This window comes from Yoonia sp., assembly GCF_042093035.1.
Taxonomy (GTDB): domain Bacteria; phylum Pseudomonadota; class Alphaproteobacteria; order Rhodobacterales; family Rhodobacteraceae; genus Yoonia.
The window spans coordinates 1-15,360 of sequence record NZ_JBELFI010000057.1; the positions used below are offsets into that span (position 1 = coordinate 1).

Here is a 15,360-nt window from a genome sequence, read left to right on the forward strand (position 1 = left end):
GCATGACCTCACCCCTTTCGCGCCAGACCAGCCATAGCGCCATGGTCAAGGTTTGGAACGCTGTCACCAATGCCAGTGTGATGATGGCGCGATAGAATACGTCGCCGTCAGCCAGGGACAGAGAGGCGCCACGATACCCGTTGCCTGAGACACCGAACAAGATCCCCGCGCCAAGCCCGAGCGCTGTAGCCCGGTTGAATATGCGTTGATGCCACCGCCCAACCCCGCCCGGCGGATCAGACAGCAGCAAGACACCGACCAATCCGATCAGCATCGCGGCGATTGTCGGCAGTGTGAATTGGTCGCCCAAGATCAGAAAGCCGAATAAGGCACTCAGCAGCACTTCGGTTTTCTTGAATGTAATCCCGACAGCAAAATTGCGGTGGCTGAACAGGGCCACCACGCACATGGTTGCAAGGATCTGCGATGTCCCGCCCGCCAAAGCGTAGGGCCAGAACGCCGCTGGGAATTGCGGCAGCCCCTGGCCTGAACTTGTGGCGTAAACAAGCGCGATAACCGCGACCAGAGGCGAGGAATAGATGAACCGCGCGAAGGTCGCGCCCGCTGTCGAAAGCGCCATGCCCTTGAGCCGCTTTTGCAGCATGAACCGCAGCGTTTGCGCGGTTGCAGCGCCAATGGTGATGGGGATCCAAAGCTCCATGCCCCCACCTATGACCGCAATCGCCTACCGCCGCCAGAGCGGGTGCGCGACACTGTCTTTGGCGGAGAGGAAATACCTGCGGAAGACTTCGCCATAAGACGCATAGAAATAGCCGCCATTGCGACGCAGGTAGTGTTCTTTTCGGGCACGATAGAGGGCGGGCAACCTATACCATGCGACCCGTGGGTGCATATGGTGAACAACGTGCAGGTTGTTGTTCAAAAACAAGAACCCGAAGAAGCCACCTTTTTCGATGATGACACTGCGCCCGCTCGCGCGTTCGTGGGACTGATGCTCCAGATAGGTGCGCAGTTTCAGGATCGACATGCCCATATAAGCAGATATCGCATAGGCCCAGAGCGGCATGGGCGATATGGCAACGACATAAATGACCATGCCAACGGCCGGCAAATGCAGCAGCCAAGCGCGCAACATCTCAACTGATCTCTCGCGCCACTCGGACAAGAAGAAGGCAATCGTGCCAATGGCGGGTCCGATCAACAAACGCCCAGCAACCGTGTTGTTAAACTGCAAAACCTGCTGAATACCGCGCGGCAGACGCGCCCATGTCGCACCGCTCAGAAAATTGCTTTCGGGATCATCGTAGGGGTCGGTGATGACCTCGTCGTGGTGGTGCGCCAAATGGGTCGCCTTGAAGCGCATATAAGGCACTGACACCATCAGCGGCGGCCAGATCAGAAGATCATTCAGCCATTGCACGGGAAACGGATGACCGTGGATGACTTCGTGCTGCAAAGATGCATGCAGAGCGATCATGATTCCAGCAACCAAGATGCCGATCGGAAGGGGCAAAACCCATATCGCAAAGGCCCAACCCGCGTAACATGCCAAAATCAATAATAGGGTCGGCCACTCAAATGCCGAATGCGGTTGCGTCTTGTTTAATTCCATGGCGCGATCATAGGCGCAGGTCGGATTGCCGACCACTCAGACAGTAGTTCACAAAAGCCGCAATTTGTGTGAATATATCAAAATGGTGATAAAAATAGACAAACGTGACCGTGCGAAACTCTTTCGGGAGAGGCTGCAAACGGCAATGACCCAGAACGCCACGACACAAAGCGCGCTTTCACGCAGCACCGGCGTTGATCGCTCAACCTTGTCACAACTTCTCAAGGATAGGGGCGCGCGTTTACCAAACGCCCAGCTTGTCGCAGAATGCGCGGCGGCATTGGGGGTCAGCGCGGATTGGCTTTTGGGGCTGTCGGACAGACCAGAGCAGGCGGTGGACCTCGTGGCGTCAGCCTTTGCAATGACGCAGGCACCGCGCGCGATGTTCGACGATCAGATCTCCGCGTGGCACCAAGAGGCGCGGGGCTACAAAATCCGCCATGTCCCTGCCCGCCTGCCCGATATGCTCAAGACCGAGGAAATGTTGCGATGGGAATATGCCCCATCACTTGGCAAAACGATCGATCAGGCAATTGGCGCCAGCAGCGACCGTCTGGACTGGATGCGCGGCGCAGGTTCAGATTATGAGATCGCCTTGCCTCTGTCAGAGCTTGAAAGCTTCGCAGCCGGCCATGGTGAATATGCAAGTCTGGCGCCCGACATTCGTCGCAATCAACTGACCCATTTTCGTGACCTTCACGACCAACTCTATCCCGCTTTGCGGCTCTATCCCTTTGACAAACGCAAGATCTATTCGGCCCCCGTTACCATCTTCGGGCCGCTGCTTGCGGTGATCTATATCGGACAGAACTATCTGGTGTTCCGTGACACCGACCGCGTGACCGCCCTGACCACGCATTTCGACACGCTTGTACGCAGCACCGATCTCAGCAGACATGATATCTCCCCGCTGTTTGACAAGCTGCTCACGCGGGTGCGCTAGCGTACCCCGACAGCCTTGCCTGCCCCGTCTGGGACGGGCAATGCCGCATGTGCAGCGGCAACACGCGCCAATGTGGTGGCCACCGCAGCGGCAGGTTCAGATGCGCGGCGCGTTTCAAGACTGACGTGAATCAACATATGCTCTCCGGTTGCAAGCTCTCTTTCGCCCTCAAACATGCGGTGGAACAGGTGCATCTTTTTGCCAGCACCTGAGAGGACCTGCGTTTCAACGCGGATTTGCGCGCCTGCGTGGACCTCATCCAAATGCCGGATATGGGTCTCGGCGGTGAAGTAGCTGCCACCCGTTGCAATATAGGCGGCGTCACACCCGACCAGCGCCATCATCCGGTCCGTCGCATCGCCAAAGGCCTGCAAATATCGCGCTTCGTTCATGTGTCCGTTATAATCGGTCCAATCAAGCGGCACCGCCCGCGCCACCGTCACAATCGGCTGGCTGACATCATCCGGCAGTCGCACAGCACCCTCGACACGTCTGTCTTGCGCGTTGAGCAGTTTGCCAGCACCCCAATCCTGTGCCTTCAACCCGCGCAGGATTGTAACCAGATTGTCGTCGCGGGCGCGCTCCAGCTCACGAATGGTATATTGACCCGACTGCGTATCTGACTGATCGGCAACCTTGTCGATCAATTCATCCGTCAGTTCAGGCACATCCATCAGCTTGGTCCAGGGCCACTCCAGACAAGGCCCGAATTGTTCGATGAAATGGCGCATACCGGCCTCTCCACCCGCAATGCGGTAGGTTTCGAACAAGCCCATCTGCGCCCAGCGCAAACCGAACCCATAACGGATTGCGTCGTCGATTTCCTGGGTGGTGGCGATGCCGTCCTTAATAAGCCAAAGCGCCTCGCGCCACACAGCTTCGAGAAAGCGATCCGCGATATGTGCGTCGATTTCGGCGCGCACAAGGAGCGGATGCATACCGATGCTGGTCAGGATTTCCTTGGCGCTTTGCACAATTGCGGGGTCGGTTTGCGCGCTTGGAACCAATTCGACCAATGGCAGCAGGTAGACCGGGTTAAAAGGATGGGTGACGACAATCTGTCCCGGACGGGCGGCGCACCCTTGCAATTCCGATGGTTTGAAACCGCTGGTTGATGAGCCGATAACCGCATCATGCCGGCAATGCTCTTGCAAGGTCTGATAGACTTTGCGCTTCAACTCCAACCGTTCCGGTACGCTTTCCTGGATCCATGACACGCCATCAACGGCAGATGACATGGTTTCATGGAAGCTCAAGCGGCCTTCAACGGGCAACGCGACGTCAGAAAGACCGGGCAGCGACCGGCGGGCGTTCGCCAGAACCTCGTTGATCTTGCGTTCAGCTTCCGGATCAGGGTCGAAAACGCGGACCTCCCAGCCCATGAGCAGGAAACGCGCGGCCCAGCCGCCTCCGATAACGCCACCGCCGACGATTGCTGCTGCGCGTTCAACCATAGACTGTACCTGCGATCTTGTGGTCGCGTTGTACAAAGATCAAATGTTTCATGGGATCATCTCCTCCAGTCGGCTCAAATCGTAGCCATTGAATGCCAGCACCTGGCGGGCTGCGGCCAAACGGTCGGCCCTGATGTCCGGACTTCGGTTCAATATCCAGCCAGCGCGACCATTGGGGGCGCCAACGACCGCCGTCTGGTAGTCTTCGTCTGTCCAAAGCACCCAATAGTCAGCCGCCACAAAGGGGACCGTAACAAAGCGTACCTTCAACCGCGCGGGGCCGACAATTTCTGCCGTGCCGGCAATCCGCGCTGTCTCATTCCCATCGGCATCGCGGCAGATGTTGAGGACAGACAGCAAACCATCATTGCGCAACCCGCATTCTGCCGTCACGCCCTCGCAGCCCGCCTCGAATGGGACCGGAAAGCGCGCCACTTCATGCCAGACACCCGTATAGCGTTCAGGCGTGAAAACCGCCTTGGAGGCAATCGGCACATCGGTGTCACGGTAAACCGCCAGAAAGCTACAGCCCGACAGCAGCAGTAACATGACGGCTGCCCTCATTTTGCGGCAGGCGCCCGCTTGGTCAGTCCCAGTTTTGCCCGGACGTCTTGCGGGCCAATGACACGCGCGCCAAGATTTTCAATGATCGTTGCCGCCCGTTCAACCAGTTGGGCATTTGTCGCCAGCACGCCGCGATCCAGCATCAAGTTATCTTCGAGGCCGACACGCACATTGCCTCCGGCCAGAACAGACGCCGCAACATAGGGCATTTGCGCGCGCCCCAGACCAAAAGCAGAGAACGTCCAGTCATCAGGCACGTTGTTGACCATCGCCATAAAGGTGTTGAGATCATCCGGCGCGCCCCAAGGCACACCCATGCAAAGCTGCACCAATGCGGGACTTTCCAGAACGCCGTCCTTGACCAGTTGCTTGGCGTACCAAAGGTGGCCAGTATCGAATGCTTCGATCTCTGGCTTGACGCCCAGAGCTGTCATCATCTTGCCCATGGCAACCAACATGCCGGGGGTGTTCGTCATCACGTAATCGGCTTCCGCAAAGTTCATCGTGCCGCAATCAAGCGTGCATATCTCCGGCAGGCATTCGGCCACATGGGCAACACGTTCGGTCGCACCAATCATGTCTGTTCCTGCAATCGTGGGAAGCGGGCTTTCGGTCCCACCAAAAACGATATCACCGCCCATGCCGGCGGTCAGGTTCAACACCACGTCCACCTGCGCGTCCCGCACCCGGTCCGTCAACTCGCGGTAAAGCGCCAGATCACGCGACGGTGCCCCCGTTTCAGGGTCACGGACATGGCAATGCACAATCGCCGCGCCTGCTTTTGCGGCATCAATCGCACTTTCGGCAATCTGCTTTGGTGCGCGGGGTACATGCGGGCTGCGGTCTTGGGTCGACCCCGACCCTGTGACAGCAGCGGTGATAAAGACCTCACGGTTCATCTCAAGTGGCATCGCAATCTCCCCTTTGCATCGCGCCTGTCGTCAGCAGACACTTGCCGAAAATCCAAAACCGCACAAGCGCCAAGTGTTGAGTAAGGAGGATCGTAATCCACCCTACGCTCAGTATGGCATGGGGAAGTCTTTGTGGGTGGTGTTGATCTCATCCACAACCGCATCGGAAAGAAGGACGTCCTTGCCTGCGATGATATGCGCAAGCTGGGTGGAGGTCGTCGCACCAAAGATCGCAGAAACATCAAAAGGCCGCGTCCGTTGCCATGCCATCGCCATATGCACCGGGTCCAGATCATGCTTTGCCGCCAGATCGAGATAGGCCTGAACCGCAGGCCAGAGCCGCTCCGTCACGCGCCCGCCAAGATTGCTGCTGATCGACATGCGGCTGCCTTGCGGCACGGCACCATTTTGGTATTTCCCGGTCAGCAAACCGCAGGCCAAGGGCGAGAATGACAAAAGCGTCACATCCTCGTTTACCGCCATCTCCGCCATATCGGTGTCATAGAGACGGCAGAGCAGGGAATATTCATTCTGCACCGATACCATACGCGGCAGGCCCGCCGCCTCTGCCTGATCGATCCATTTCGTCATGCCCCAGGCGCTTTCATTGGACATGCCGATGCTGCGGATCTTACCCGCTTTGACCATATCTCCGAGCGCTTCGAGCACATCCATCATGTGATCCATTGTCTGCTGCCGGTCTTGCCCGGATGGGTCATAACGCCAGTTCTGGCGGAACATATATGAGCCACGCATCGGCCAATGCATCTGATAAAGGTCGATCACATCCGTTCGCAGGCGCTTGAGCGAAGTATCCACAGCCTCGCGGATCACCGCACCATCGTAACCGCGCCCCTCACGCACCCAGCCGGGGTTGTCGCCTGACACTTTGGTCGCGATGACAATCTCATCGCGGCGCCCACTTTTTGCGATCCAGTTGCCGAGGATTTCCTCAGACTTGCCCACGGTCTCGGTGCGGATGGGGTTCACCGGATACATCTCAGCGGTGTCCAGAAAATTGATCCCCGCATCAAGCGACATATCAATCTGGCGGTGCGCATCATCCTGCGGTGTATGCGTGCCAAAAGTCATCGTGCCGAGGCACCATTCGCTGACCATAATGTCGGTGCGGCCGAGGGGAAGTTGTTTCATCTGTCATGCCTCAAATTCTGCTTCGCGCCAGACCCTAATGCGCGCAGCTTCAAGGGCAAGGGTACAAACGCGACAAGCGGCGTCGATTATCGGCGAGTATCGCCGCCGCGCGGGGGCCAAGTTTGGTTTATGCGTATGGTCATTTCCTTCGCCGCCCTGTTTTCCTCAGTGGCGCTTTTACAGCTTTCCTCTGGTGGGGTCGGTCCATTGGATGCGCTGACCGGGTTGGAACTTGGGTTTTCGCAAGCCGAGGTCGGCTTTCTTGGCTCTGCGCACTTTATCGGTTTTTTCATTGGGTGCTGGTGGGCACCACGTCTGATGGGGAGCGTTGGCCATAGCCGCGCCTTTGCCACTTTCACGGCTATGGGTGCTATCGGACTGGCCGCCCATGTTGTAGTGATAGACCCTTATGCCTGGGCATTTTTCCGCATTGGATCAGGCATTTGTGTTGCAGGATGCTACACCGTGATTGAGGCATGGCTGCAAGCCAAAGTCACCAATGAAACCCGCGGCCGGGCAATGGCAACCTATCGGATTGCCGACACTGGCGCCTCCTTTGTGGCGCAGTTCATGATTGGCGCATTGGCAAGCGTTGAGACCTATATCGCCTACAATATCCTGACGATCCTGTGCAGCGCATCGCTCTTGCCGCTGGCGCTGACGCGTGTGCCGCAACCGGTCACGCCCAAGGCCACGCGGTTGCGCCCGTCGCTTGCATGGGCATGTTCGCCTTTGGCGGTGGCTGCGGTGCTGGTGGCTGCGTTGTCCAGCGCGTCCTTCCGCATGGTCGGGCCGATCTATGGGCAGGAGGTCGGGCTGACAGCCGCACAGATCGGTTCATTCCTTGCGGCCTTCGTTGCCGGTGGCGCGCTTGCGCAATATCCGGTGGGCTGGCTGGCCGATAAATACGACCGGCGCTGGGTAATGATCTGGCTCTCGGTGGCCGCGATCATCGCCTGTGCGGTCACGGTGGCGTCCTCCGGGTTTGGCACATTTGCCGTCCTTTCGGCCGCGTTTCTGTTTGGCCTAACAACTTTCCCCATCTATTCGGTGGCCGCCGCGCACGCCCATGACTTTGCGACATCTGACCAAAGGGTCGAGCTATCTGCCGCGCTGATGTTCTTTTTTGCTGTGGGGGCGATTGCGGCACCTTTCACCACCTCGACATTGATTGGCTATTTCGGACCCTCCGCGATGTTCTATTTCATCGCCCTCGGGCATCTTCTGCTGGTCGTTTTTGGCCTCAGACGGATGCGTGTGCGCCAATCGCCCGAAGACCGGACACGCTATATCTATTCGCCGCGCACCAGCTTTGGCATCGGTCGCCTGCTTGGACGCAGCCGAGAGGACAAAGACTAGCAGACACCATCTGGCATCTATGTCGCGACCCCGTTAGATAGGCTGACAAATCTGCAAGGACGCACCCTATGGCCCGCCATCTCATCACTTCTGCTATTCCCTATATCAACGGGATCAAACACCTGGGGAACCTGGTGGGCAGCCAACTGCCTGCCGATCTTTATGCCCGCTACCTGCGTCAGCGCGGGCACGAGGTCCTGTTTCTATGCGCCACCGATGAACATGGCACTCCGGCTGAACTGGCCGCTGCGAAAGCTGGCAAGCCCGTTGCCGAATACTGTGCCGAAATGCATGAGGTCCAAGCCAAGATTGCAGAGGGTTTTCGGCTGTCTTTTGACTACTTTGGCCGTTCCTCCAGCCCACAAAACCACAAGCTGACGCAAGCTTTCGCAGGCAGGCTTGCCGAGGTGGGCCTGATATGTGAAGTCACCGAAGAGCAGGTCTATTCCATCGTCGACGGGCGTTTTCTGCCGGACCGGTATATCGAAGGCACCTGCCCCTATTGCGGGTTTGAAAGCGCGCGCGGGGATCAGTGTGACAATTGCACCAAGCAGTTGGACCCGACCGATCTGATAAACCCGCATTCGACAATTTCCGGCGCAACAGAGCTGGAAGTGCGCAAAACAAAGCATCTCTATCTCCGCCAATCCGCGCTCAGGGATGATCTTGCCGCCTGGATTGACAGCAAAAAAGACTGGCCGATCCTGACCACGTCGATTGCGAAGAAATGGTTGAACGATGGCGACGGTCTGCAAGATCGTGGCATTACCCGCGATCTTGACTGGGGCATTCCCGTGAAAAACGGCGACAAGGATTGGCCCGGCATGGAAGGCAAAGTCTTCTATGTCTGGTTTGATGCACCCATCGAATACATCGCCTGCGCGCAAGAATGGGAGGACGCAGGTAAGGGCACTGACTGGGCGCGCTGGTGGCGTACCGACAAAGGTGCCGATGACGTCACCTATACCCAATTCATGGGCAAGGATAACGTGCCATTCCATACGCTGTCTTTCCCGGCGACCATTCTGGGCAGCCAAGAGCCGTGGAAGCTGGTCGATTACATCAAGTCGTTCAACTACCTTAACTATGATGGCGGCCAATTCAGCACCTCGCGCGGGCGCGGTGTGTTCATGGACCAAGCGCTGGAGCTTTTGCCGCCAGACTATTGGCGTTGGTGGCTTTTGTCGCATGCACCTGAATCCTCGGACGCGGAATTTACCTGGGGCAACTTCCAGACAGATGTGAACAAAGACCTTGCCGACGTGCTTGGCAATTTTGTTAGCCGGATCACTAAGTTTTGTCGCTCCAAGTTTTCTCAGGCTGTTCCCGAAGGTGGCGCTTATGGCCCTGCCGAAGAGCAGTTGGTGCGCGATCTGACGACCCGCATCCGCGCCTATGAGGGCCATATGGACGCGATGGAAGTGCGCAAATCGGCGGCAGAACTGCGTGCAATCTGGGTCTTGGGGAATGAATACCTGCAGGCCAACGCACCTTGGACCACCTTCAAGACCGACCCGGAAACAGCAGCGATGCAAGTGCGCCTGGCGCTCAATCTGATCCGGATTTACGCGGTGCTATCGTCAGCTTTCATTCCCGATGCGTCCAAGGCGATGATTGATGCGATGCAAACCGAAGACAACAGTTGGCCTACAGACGTGGCAGATGCACTGGAGGCATTGCCTGAGGGCCATGCATTTACGGTGCCAGAGAACCTTTTTCGCAAGATCACCGATGATGAACGTGACGATTGGGCTGCCCGGTTTGCCGGATCCCGCGATTAAGGCGTTCCTAGCGCCAGCCTTGCCAGAAACGAAGACTGGCCTGTTTTTCGGCAAAGCTTTGGCTTAGGGCGTCTGGATCATATTCCAACCGGATCCAATCCGCGATTGCAATCGGCGTCTGCACATTTCGAGCCTCGTAAACATCGAGAAAATGATCGAGAATCCCTGTCGACGTCCGCCGGATGTGCAGGAAACGGAAGCTGAGCTGCTTTCGCGCCACGTCTATTGGCTGGTTATCGACCGCCATCAGATAAAGCGCCGCGATCAATCCCGTCCGATCTGCCCCTGATTTACAATGCATCAGAAACGGTTTTTCGATGCTCTCAAACACTTCAAGGATCTGCAACAGCATCTCCGCCGGAGGCGCGCGTCGTGCCGAGAGACCGAAGTTCACCAACCTCAGACCATGCGCGGCACAGCTTTCAACTTCAAAAAGATAATGTGACTGCTTTGAATTTCCGCGCAGGTTGAGAATGCTCTTGATACCCATGTCCGCGTAGGTCTTGAAACGCCTCTCATTGGGGTGATTGGACCGATAAACACCTGGCCCGATCTCAGCAAAGTTATGCCAGAAGATGCGCAGAATCCCGTGGTCCAGCCAGTTGAAATGCCAGCGCGATTTTCGGCGCTCATGTGGGTCGGTGATGTCGCGCCCAAAGGACGTGCGGAATGCACGTTCTTTTTCTTTGATGGTTCTGCGCAATTTGCCAAACATCCCCGGCACCCCAATTGAACTCGCGCTACCTGTACCAACGCACCACGCATTGCAAGCCTTGCCTTGCCCCCAAACCCGCCGTCAATTCCCAAAAAGAACCGCGCGTTCACGGGCCAGGCTGACAATCACCGCTTGCGGCGTTGCGCGACCTTAATACGCCCGTAGCCAGCGCGCGCATTCGGCTTCAGGCACCGTATTGCCGGCGAGCCCTTCCAACATCGCGACCACCTCCCTATCGGGCGCATGTAAATTGATCCCGTTAAGGTGAAGAACCACAAAGTCGGTTTGAATGCGGTGCGTTTGTTGCCGTCGACAAGAGCGACGTGCATTCACCATGCCAAACGCAAATCCTGCAGCGAGCGTGCAAAGATCAGGTGATCCATCGGCCCAGAGAGCAAGAGACCGCGCGGCACCCATTTCAGGCAATGCCTCTTTCGACAGCGTCAGGGCCGGCTAGTTCCCGATCCTATGGATCTTGGTTGCAAACCTGAGGCGCGCTCCATTCGCTTCAGTCTAAACGGTCGTATCTCCATCAATGCAAGAATGCCTTAGGTATTGAACAAGAAGTGCATCACATCACCGTCCTTGACGATGTAGGCCTTGCCCTCTGCGCGCATCTTGCCGGCCTCTTTGGCAGGCTGTTCGCCGCCAAGCGCCACAAAGTCGTCATAGGCGATGGTTTCTGCACGGATGAAGCCGCGTTCAAAGTCACCATGGATCACGCCCGCAGCCTGGGGCGCTGTCGTGCCTTGCTTGATCGTCCAAGCACGCGCTTCCTTTGGGCCGACCGTGAAGTACGTTTGCAGATGCAAGAGTTCGTAGCCCGCACGGATCAAACGGTCGAGACCTGCTTCCTCCAGCCCCATTTCGCCAAGGAACATTTCGGCTTCTTCAGGCTCAAGCTGGCTGATTTCTTCTTCAATGCGGGCTGAAATGACGACATGGCTGTTGCCTTGGGCGGCGGCCATCGCAGCGACACGCGTCGATTGACTGTTGCCGGACCCCGCGCTGTCCTCTTCCACGTTGCAGACGTAAAGCACCGGCTTCGTTGTCAGCAGTTGGAGCATTTTCCATTGCTTGGCGTCCTCTGCATCGACCTCCACCGTGCGCGCGGGTTTTCCGTCTTCGAGTGCCGCTTGCGCCATTTCCAGAAGACGCACTTGCTGCACGGCCTCCTTATCACCGCCGCGAAGTTTGCGGGTCAGGTTCGCCATCCGCTTTTCGATGCTTTCGAGATCGGCGAGCATCAGTTCGGTCTCAATGACCTCTGCGTCTTCCACGGGGTCGACACGGCCTTCGACATGGGTGATGTCGTCATCCTCAAAGCAACGCAACACGTGGGCAATGGCATCACATTCGCGGATGTTGGCCAGAAACTGGTTTCCCAGACCTTCACCTTGGCTCGCGCCCTTTACCAGACCGGCAATGTCAACAAAGGTCATGCGCGTCGGAATGATCTGCTTTGAGGCCGCAATCCCTGCCAGCTTATCAAGCCGCGCATCAGGAACAGCGACATCACCGACATTGGGTTCGATCGTGCAAAACGGGAAATTCGCCGCTTGGGCGGCAGCCGTTTTGGTCAACGCGTTAAACAGGGTTGATTTGCCCACATTCGGCAAACCCACGATACCCATCTTGAAACCCATGGTGACACTCCTTTGATGCTTGCCGCGCTTCTAGGGGGGTGCAGCCCATGCCGCAAGGCCCCTTGTCCGGCTTGCCATCCGCAAAATCAACGCGCAGGCATTGATTTTCTGAGCGCCTTGCCCCAAACCAGCCAAAGCTTGCGAACAGGGGATCAAGATGAGCAGAATAGACGCCAAATTTGCGCAACTGCGCGCCGAAGGAAAGAAAGCTTTCGTCGCATATGTGATGGCCGGCGATCCCGATTATGACACCGGACTGGCGATCACAAAGGGCCTGCCGGAAGCGGGCGTCGATATTATCGAATTGGGCATGCCCTTCACGGACCCGATGGCGGATGGCGCCACAATCCAATTGGCTGGCCAGCGCGCGCTTGAAGGCGGGCAGAACCTTGAGAAAACGCTGCAATATGCGCGTGAATTCCGAAAAGAGGACGATACAACGCCGATTGTGATGATGGGCTATTACAACCCGATCTATTCGCGCGGCGTTGATGCGTTTCTTGTTGATGCCGTGGCCGCAGGCATCGACGGGCTCATCATTGTCGATCTGCCGCCTGAAGAAGACGATGAGCTGTGTATTCCTGCCCAGAACATGGGGATCAACTTTATCCGGCTTGCCACACCAACAACTGACGATAAACGCCTGCCTGCGGTACTGAAGAACACCTCTGGCTTCGTCTATTATGTCTCTGTGACGGGCATTACCGGGGCCGCAGCCGCGCAGGCAGGCGAGGTTGGCCCAGAAGTCGCACGCATCAAATCGCAAACAGAGCTGCCGGTGATTGTCGGCTTCGGCATTCGCACACCCGAAGCCGCTGAAGAGATCGCCAGGATCGCGGATGGCGCGGTCGTCGGCTCTGCCATTGTTGAGAAGATCGGTGCAGGTGAAAGCGTCGCTGACGTTTTGGCCTTTGTGCGCGGCCTCGCGGATGGCACACACCGCGGCTAAATACTATACTGACGTGGACAGGGTGCGCAGGCGATGCTTGCTCATGCCTTTCGTATGTGAGCATTCTGCGCTTGCACAAAAAGCCAAAATCGGTAATAATTAATTACCAATTCAAGGATTTCAACATGCCTGTCATCACAACAATCGCCGATTTGAAACGCCTGCATAAGCGTCGCACCCCAAAGATGTTTTACGACTATGCGGAAAGCGGCAGTTGGACGGAGCAGACTTTCCGCGAAAACACCTCTGACTTCGATAAGATCCGTCTGCGTCAAAGGATTGCCGTTGACATGACCAATCGCACGACGGCCAGCCAGATGATCGGGCAGGATGTGGCGATGCCTGTGGCCCTCGCCCCTGTTGGTCTGACCGGGATGCAATGCGCCGAGGGCGAAATCAAAGCGGCGCGGGCGGCAGAAAAATTCGGCGTCCCCTTCACGCTTTCAACCATGTCGATCTGTTCGATCGAAGATGTGGCGGAGAAAACCGAAAAACCGTTCTGGTTCCAGGTTTACACGCTGAAAGACGACGAATTCATGCAACGCCTTTTTGATCGGGCGCGGGCGGCAAAGTGTTCGGCCATGGTGATTACGCTGGACCTGCAAATCATGGGCCAGCGCCACAAAGACCTAAAGAACGGCCTGTCCGCCCCACCAAAGCTAACATTGGCCAGCATGGCGAACCTGGCCACCAAGTGGCCTTGGGGCATTGAGATGCTGCAAACCAAGCGGCGCACTTTCGGCAATGTCATCGGTCACGCGAAAGGGGTGTCTGACCCATCATCGCTATCGTCTTGGATCGCTGAGGCATTCGACCATGCCCTTGACTGGGATCGCGTGGCGCAATTGATGAAGATGTGGGGCGGTCCGGTGATCCTGAAGGGCATTCTTGATGCGGACGACGCCAGAAAGGCCGCAGAGCTTGGCGCAGATGCCATCATCGTCTCCAACCACGGCGGGCGCCAACTGGATGGCGCCTTGTCGTCAATTCGCGCTTTGCCTGCGATCATGGATGCCGTGGGTGATAAGGTCGAAGTGCATCTCGATAGTGGTATTCGGTCCGGGCAGGACGTGCTGAAGGCCTTGGCGATGGGCGCGAAGGGGACGTATATCGGACGCGCCTATGTCAACGGGTTGGGGGCGATGGGCGAAAAAGGTGTCACCACGGCGCTGGACGTCATCCACAAGGAACTTGATCTGACAATGGCGCTTTGCGGGCGCCGTGACGTCAACGATCTGGACCGGGATATCCTGCTGATCCCCGAAGATTTTGAAGGCCGTTGGGCCTAATCAACTAAATGTGATGTTAAATTGCCCGAAAGCTAAAGCAAAATAGCCACATAGGGTGTGTTTATCGCTCCGAGGCACAAGAATGCATTGACCACGCAGACAGAGCCGCTAACACTGCATCTGGACCCGGTTACCGCTTCTAAAGGCGTGACCCCCGTGCAAAAGACCAATTAGGAGTATCACTTATGCGCACTACAACAACTATCGCAGCTGCTGCATCCATCGCAGTCATGTCCACATCCGCTTTCGCTGGCGGCATTTCCGACGAAGTCATGGAAGCTCCAGTCGTCATGGAAGAGCCAATGATGGAAGAGCCTGCAGGTTCCGGCACAACTGGCCTGATCGTTCTGGGCGTTCTTGCAGCAGCTCTGCTGTTGGTAGCGAACCAGTAAGACTGGTTTCATCTCACTGCGGACAATTTCTGAGCAAGTGAGACCGTAGAAATAGAAGGCAGCTGCGACCATTGCGGCTGCCTTTTCTTATGCGCTCACCGTGCAGCGTGTTGTGGCAATCGCTTGATCCAGATCGTCAGCGGGAGTGCCGCAAGCAACAGCCCCGCCACGCTCAGGAATGCGAAGCGCAACCCAAAAGCCTCTGACAGAAACCCCATCAAAATCGGGGCGATGAAGAACCCTGAAAACCCCATGACTGCGGCACGGCTTATCGCTTCTGTGCGCAAATGCGGTGCCACCAAACGGCCAACCAGCGCCAGACCTATCGGCCCGATCACCGACACGCCCAATCCCAAGACGCCAAAGCCTACATAGGCGACCAGCGGCGTGGGCGCCAAGGCCGCAATCGCCGCGCCAAAGGCAGAGACCATCGTCGCGCAGATCACGACCGTGAATTCATCCAGGCGCTCCGACACCGCCTGCCCTGAAAAGCGCCCGATCGCCATTGTAATCCCCAACATTGCCGGACCAAGCGCCCCTTGCGCGGCGGCCCCATTGAGTGTGCGCTCGATATGCAACGCTGACCATGCCTCGACGGTGGCCTCCGACATGAAGGCAATCAGCACAACCCC

Annotated in this window: 15 protein-coding genes; 6 read left to right on the top strand and 9 right to left on the bottom strand. The window is 57.2% G+C overall.

Going from position 1 to position 15,360, the window contains the following annotated elements; all coding sequences use genetic code 11:
- On the bottom strand, nucleotides 1-661 hold a 661-nt coding region (locus ACFDSS_RS08740; RefSeq protein ID WP_375255380.1), incomplete at its 3' end, for an EamA/RhaT family transporter.
- A gap of 24 nt (nucleotides 662-685) precedes the next feature.
- Complete coding sequence (locus ACFDSS_RS08745) at nucleotides 686-1,573, bottom strand: fatty acid desaturase (protein WP_375255381.1); 888 nt, start codon at nucleotides 1,571-1,573, stop codon at nucleotides 686-688.
- Between the two features lie 82 nt (nucleotides 1,574-1,655).
- On the opposite strand from ACFDSS_RS08745, the gene ACFDSS_RS08750 reads away from it, so the two are divergent.
- Nucleotides 1,656-2,516 (top strand): helix-turn-helix domain-containing protein, encoded by an 861-nt coding sequence (locus ACFDSS_RS08750; protein ID WP_375255382.1) that lies wholly within the window; start codon nucleotides 1,656-1,658, stop codon nucleotides 2,514-2,516.
- Here ACFDSS_RS08750 and ACFDSS_RS08755 read toward each other — a convergent pair.
- The 4 genes from ACFDSS_RS08755 to ACFDSS_RS08770 all read right to left on the bottom strand — a co-directional run bounded on the left by ACFDSS_RS08755 (nucleotide 2,513) and on the right by ACFDSS_RS08770 (nucleotide 6,597).
- On the bottom strand, nucleotides 2,513-3,970 hold the full coding sequence (locus tag ACFDSS_RS08755) for a carnitine 3-dehydrogenase (RefSeq protein ID WP_375255383.1): 1,458 nt from the start codon (nucleotides 3,968-3,970) through the stop codon (nucleotides 2,513-2,515). The two genes, ACFDSS_RS08750 and ACFDSS_RS08755, sit on opposite strands and share 4 nt — an antisense overlap.
- Before the next feature lie 48 nt (nucleotides 3,971-4,018).
- Entirely contained in the window at nucleotides 4,019-4,519 is a 501-nt protein-coding gene (locus ACFDSS_RS08760; protein ID WP_375255384.1) for a lipocalin family protein, read from the bottom strand.
- Nucleotides 4,520-4,530: 11 nt separating this feature from the next.
- A complete protein-coding gene (locus ACFDSS_RS08765; protein WP_375255385.1) occupies nucleotides 4,531-5,445 on the bottom strand; it encodes a 3-keto-5-aminohexanoate cleavage protein in 915 nt (304 codons plus the stop codon).
- A gap of 108 nt (nucleotides 5,446-5,553) precedes the next feature.
- Nucleotides 5,554-6,597 (bottom strand): aldo/keto reductase, encoded by a 1,044-nt coding sequence (locus tag ACFDSS_RS08770; protein WP_375255386.1) that lies wholly within the window; start codon nucleotides 6,595-6,597, stop codon nucleotides 5,554-5,556.
- 129 nt (nucleotides 6,598-6,726) lie between these two features.
- On the opposite strand from ACFDSS_RS08770, the gene ACFDSS_RS08775 reads away from it, so the two are divergent.
- Together ACFDSS_RS08775 and metG are read left to right on the top strand one after the other, a co-directional pair.
- Nucleotides 6,727-7,956, top strand: a complete 1,230-nt coding sequence (locus tag ACFDSS_RS08775; protein WP_375255387.1) for an MFS transporter — start codon at nucleotides 6,727-6,729, stop codon at nucleotides 7,954-7,956.
- A 68-nt stretch (nucleotides 7,957-8,024) separates the two neighbouring features.
- Nucleotides 8,025-9,737 (top strand): methionine--tRNA ligase, encoded by a 1,713-nt coding sequence (metG, locus tag ACFDSS_RS08780; protein ID WP_375255388.1) that lies wholly within the window; start codon nucleotides 8,025-8,027, stop codon nucleotides 9,735-9,737.
- A gap of 7 nt (nucleotides 9,738-9,744) precedes the next feature.
- Here metG and ACFDSS_RS08785 read toward each other — a convergent pair whose 3' ends face one another.
- Both ACFDSS_RS08785 and ychF read right to left on the bottom strand, forming a co-directional pair.
- On the bottom strand, nucleotides 9,745-10,452 hold the full coding sequence (locus ACFDSS_RS08785; protein WP_375255389.1) for a tyrosine-protein phosphatase: 708 nt from the start codon (nucleotides 10,450-10,452) through the stop codon (nucleotides 9,745-9,747).
- A gap of 548 nt (nucleotides 10,453-11,000) precedes the next feature.
- Nucleotides 11,001-12,098, bottom strand: a complete 1,098-nt coding sequence (gene ychF, locus ACFDSS_RS08790) for a redox-regulated ATPase YchF (RefSeq protein WP_375255390.1) — start codon at nucleotides 12,096-12,098, stop codon at nucleotides 11,001-11,003.
- A gap of 157 nt (nucleotides 12,099-12,255) precedes the next feature.
- On the opposite strand from ychF, the gene trpA reads away from it, so the two are divergent.
- The 3 genes from trpA (at nucleotide 12,256) to ACFDSS_RS08805 (ending at nucleotide 14,728) form a co-directional block, all read left to right on the top strand.
- Complete coding sequence (trpA, locus tag ACFDSS_RS08795; RefSeq protein ID WP_375255391.1) at nucleotides 12,256-13,047, top strand: tryptophan synthase subunit alpha; 792 nt, start codon at nucleotides 12,256-12,258, stop codon at nucleotides 13,045-13,047.
- A gap of 125 nt (nucleotides 13,048-13,172) precedes the next feature.
- Complete coding sequence (locus tag ACFDSS_RS08800; protein WP_375255392.1) at nucleotides 13,173-14,336, top strand: L-lactate dehydrogenase; 1,164 nt, start codon at nucleotides 13,173-13,175, stop codon at nucleotides 14,334-14,336.
- A gap of 185 nt (nucleotides 14,337-14,521) precedes the next feature.
- On the top strand, nucleotides 14,522-14,728 hold the full coding sequence (locus tag ACFDSS_RS08805; protein WP_375255393.1) for a hypothetical protein: 207 nt from the start codon (nucleotides 14,522-14,524) through the stop codon (nucleotides 14,726-14,728).
- Between the two features lie 95 nt (nucleotides 14,729-14,823).
- On the opposite strand, the gene ACFDSS_RS08810 is transcribed toward ACFDSS_RS08805, so the two are convergent.
- Nucleotides 14,824-15,360 (bottom strand): MFS transporter (locus ACFDSS_RS08810; RefSeq protein ID WP_375255394.1); only part of this gene is annotated, 537 nt, incomplete at its 5' end.

Coding starts and splice junctions, on each gene's coding strand:
- ACFDSS_RS08750 (WP_375255382.1), top strand. CDS start 1,656: ATGGTGATAAAAATAGACAAACGTGACCGTGCGAAACTCTTTCGGGAG.
- ACFDSS_RS08775 (WP_375255387.1), top strand. CDS start 6,727: ATGCGTATGGTCATTTCCTTCGCCGCCCTGTTTTCCTCAGTGGCGCTT.
- ACFDSS_RS08800 (WP_375255392.1), top strand. CDS start 13,173: ATGCCTGTCATCACAACAATCGCCGATTTGAAACGCCTGCATAAGCGT.
- ACFDSS_RS08760 (WP_375255384.1), bottom strand. CDS start 4,519: ATGTTACTGCTGCTGTCGGGCTGTAGCTTTCTGGCGGTTTACCGTGAC.
- ACFDSS_RS08755 (WP_375255383.1), bottom strand. CDS start 3,970: ATGGTTGAACGCGCAGCAGCAATCGTCGGCGGTGGCGTTATCGGAGGC.
- ACFDSS_RS08785 (WP_375255389.1), bottom strand. CDS start 10,452: ATGTTTGGCAAATTGCGCAGAACCATCAAAGAAAAAGAACGTGCATTC.
- ychF (WP_375255390.1), bottom strand. CDS start 12,098: ATGGGTTTCAAGATGGGTATCGTGGGTTTGCCGAATGTGGGCAAATCA.
- ACFDSS_RS08765 (WP_375255385.1), bottom strand. CDS start 5,445: ATGCCACTTGAGATGAACCGTGAGGTCTTTATCACCGCTGCTGTCACA.
- ACFDSS_RS08745 (WP_375255381.1), bottom strand. CDS start 1,573: ATGGAATTAAACAAGACGCAACCGCATTCGGCATTTGAGTGGCCGACC.
- metG (WP_375255388.1), top strand. CDS start 8,025: ATGGCCCGCCATCTCATCACTTCTGCTATTCCCTATATCAACGGGATC.
- trpA (WP_375255391.1), top strand. CDS start 12,256: ATGAGCAGAATAGACGCCAAATTTGCGCAACTGCGCGCCGAAGGAAAG.
- ACFDSS_RS08770 (WP_375255386.1), bottom strand. CDS start 6,597: ATGAAACAACTTCCCCTCGGCCGCACCGACATTATGGTCAGCGAATGG.
- ACFDSS_RS08805 (WP_375255393.1), top strand. CDS start 14,522: ATGCGCACTACAACAACTATCGCAGCTGCTGCATCCATCGCAGTCATG.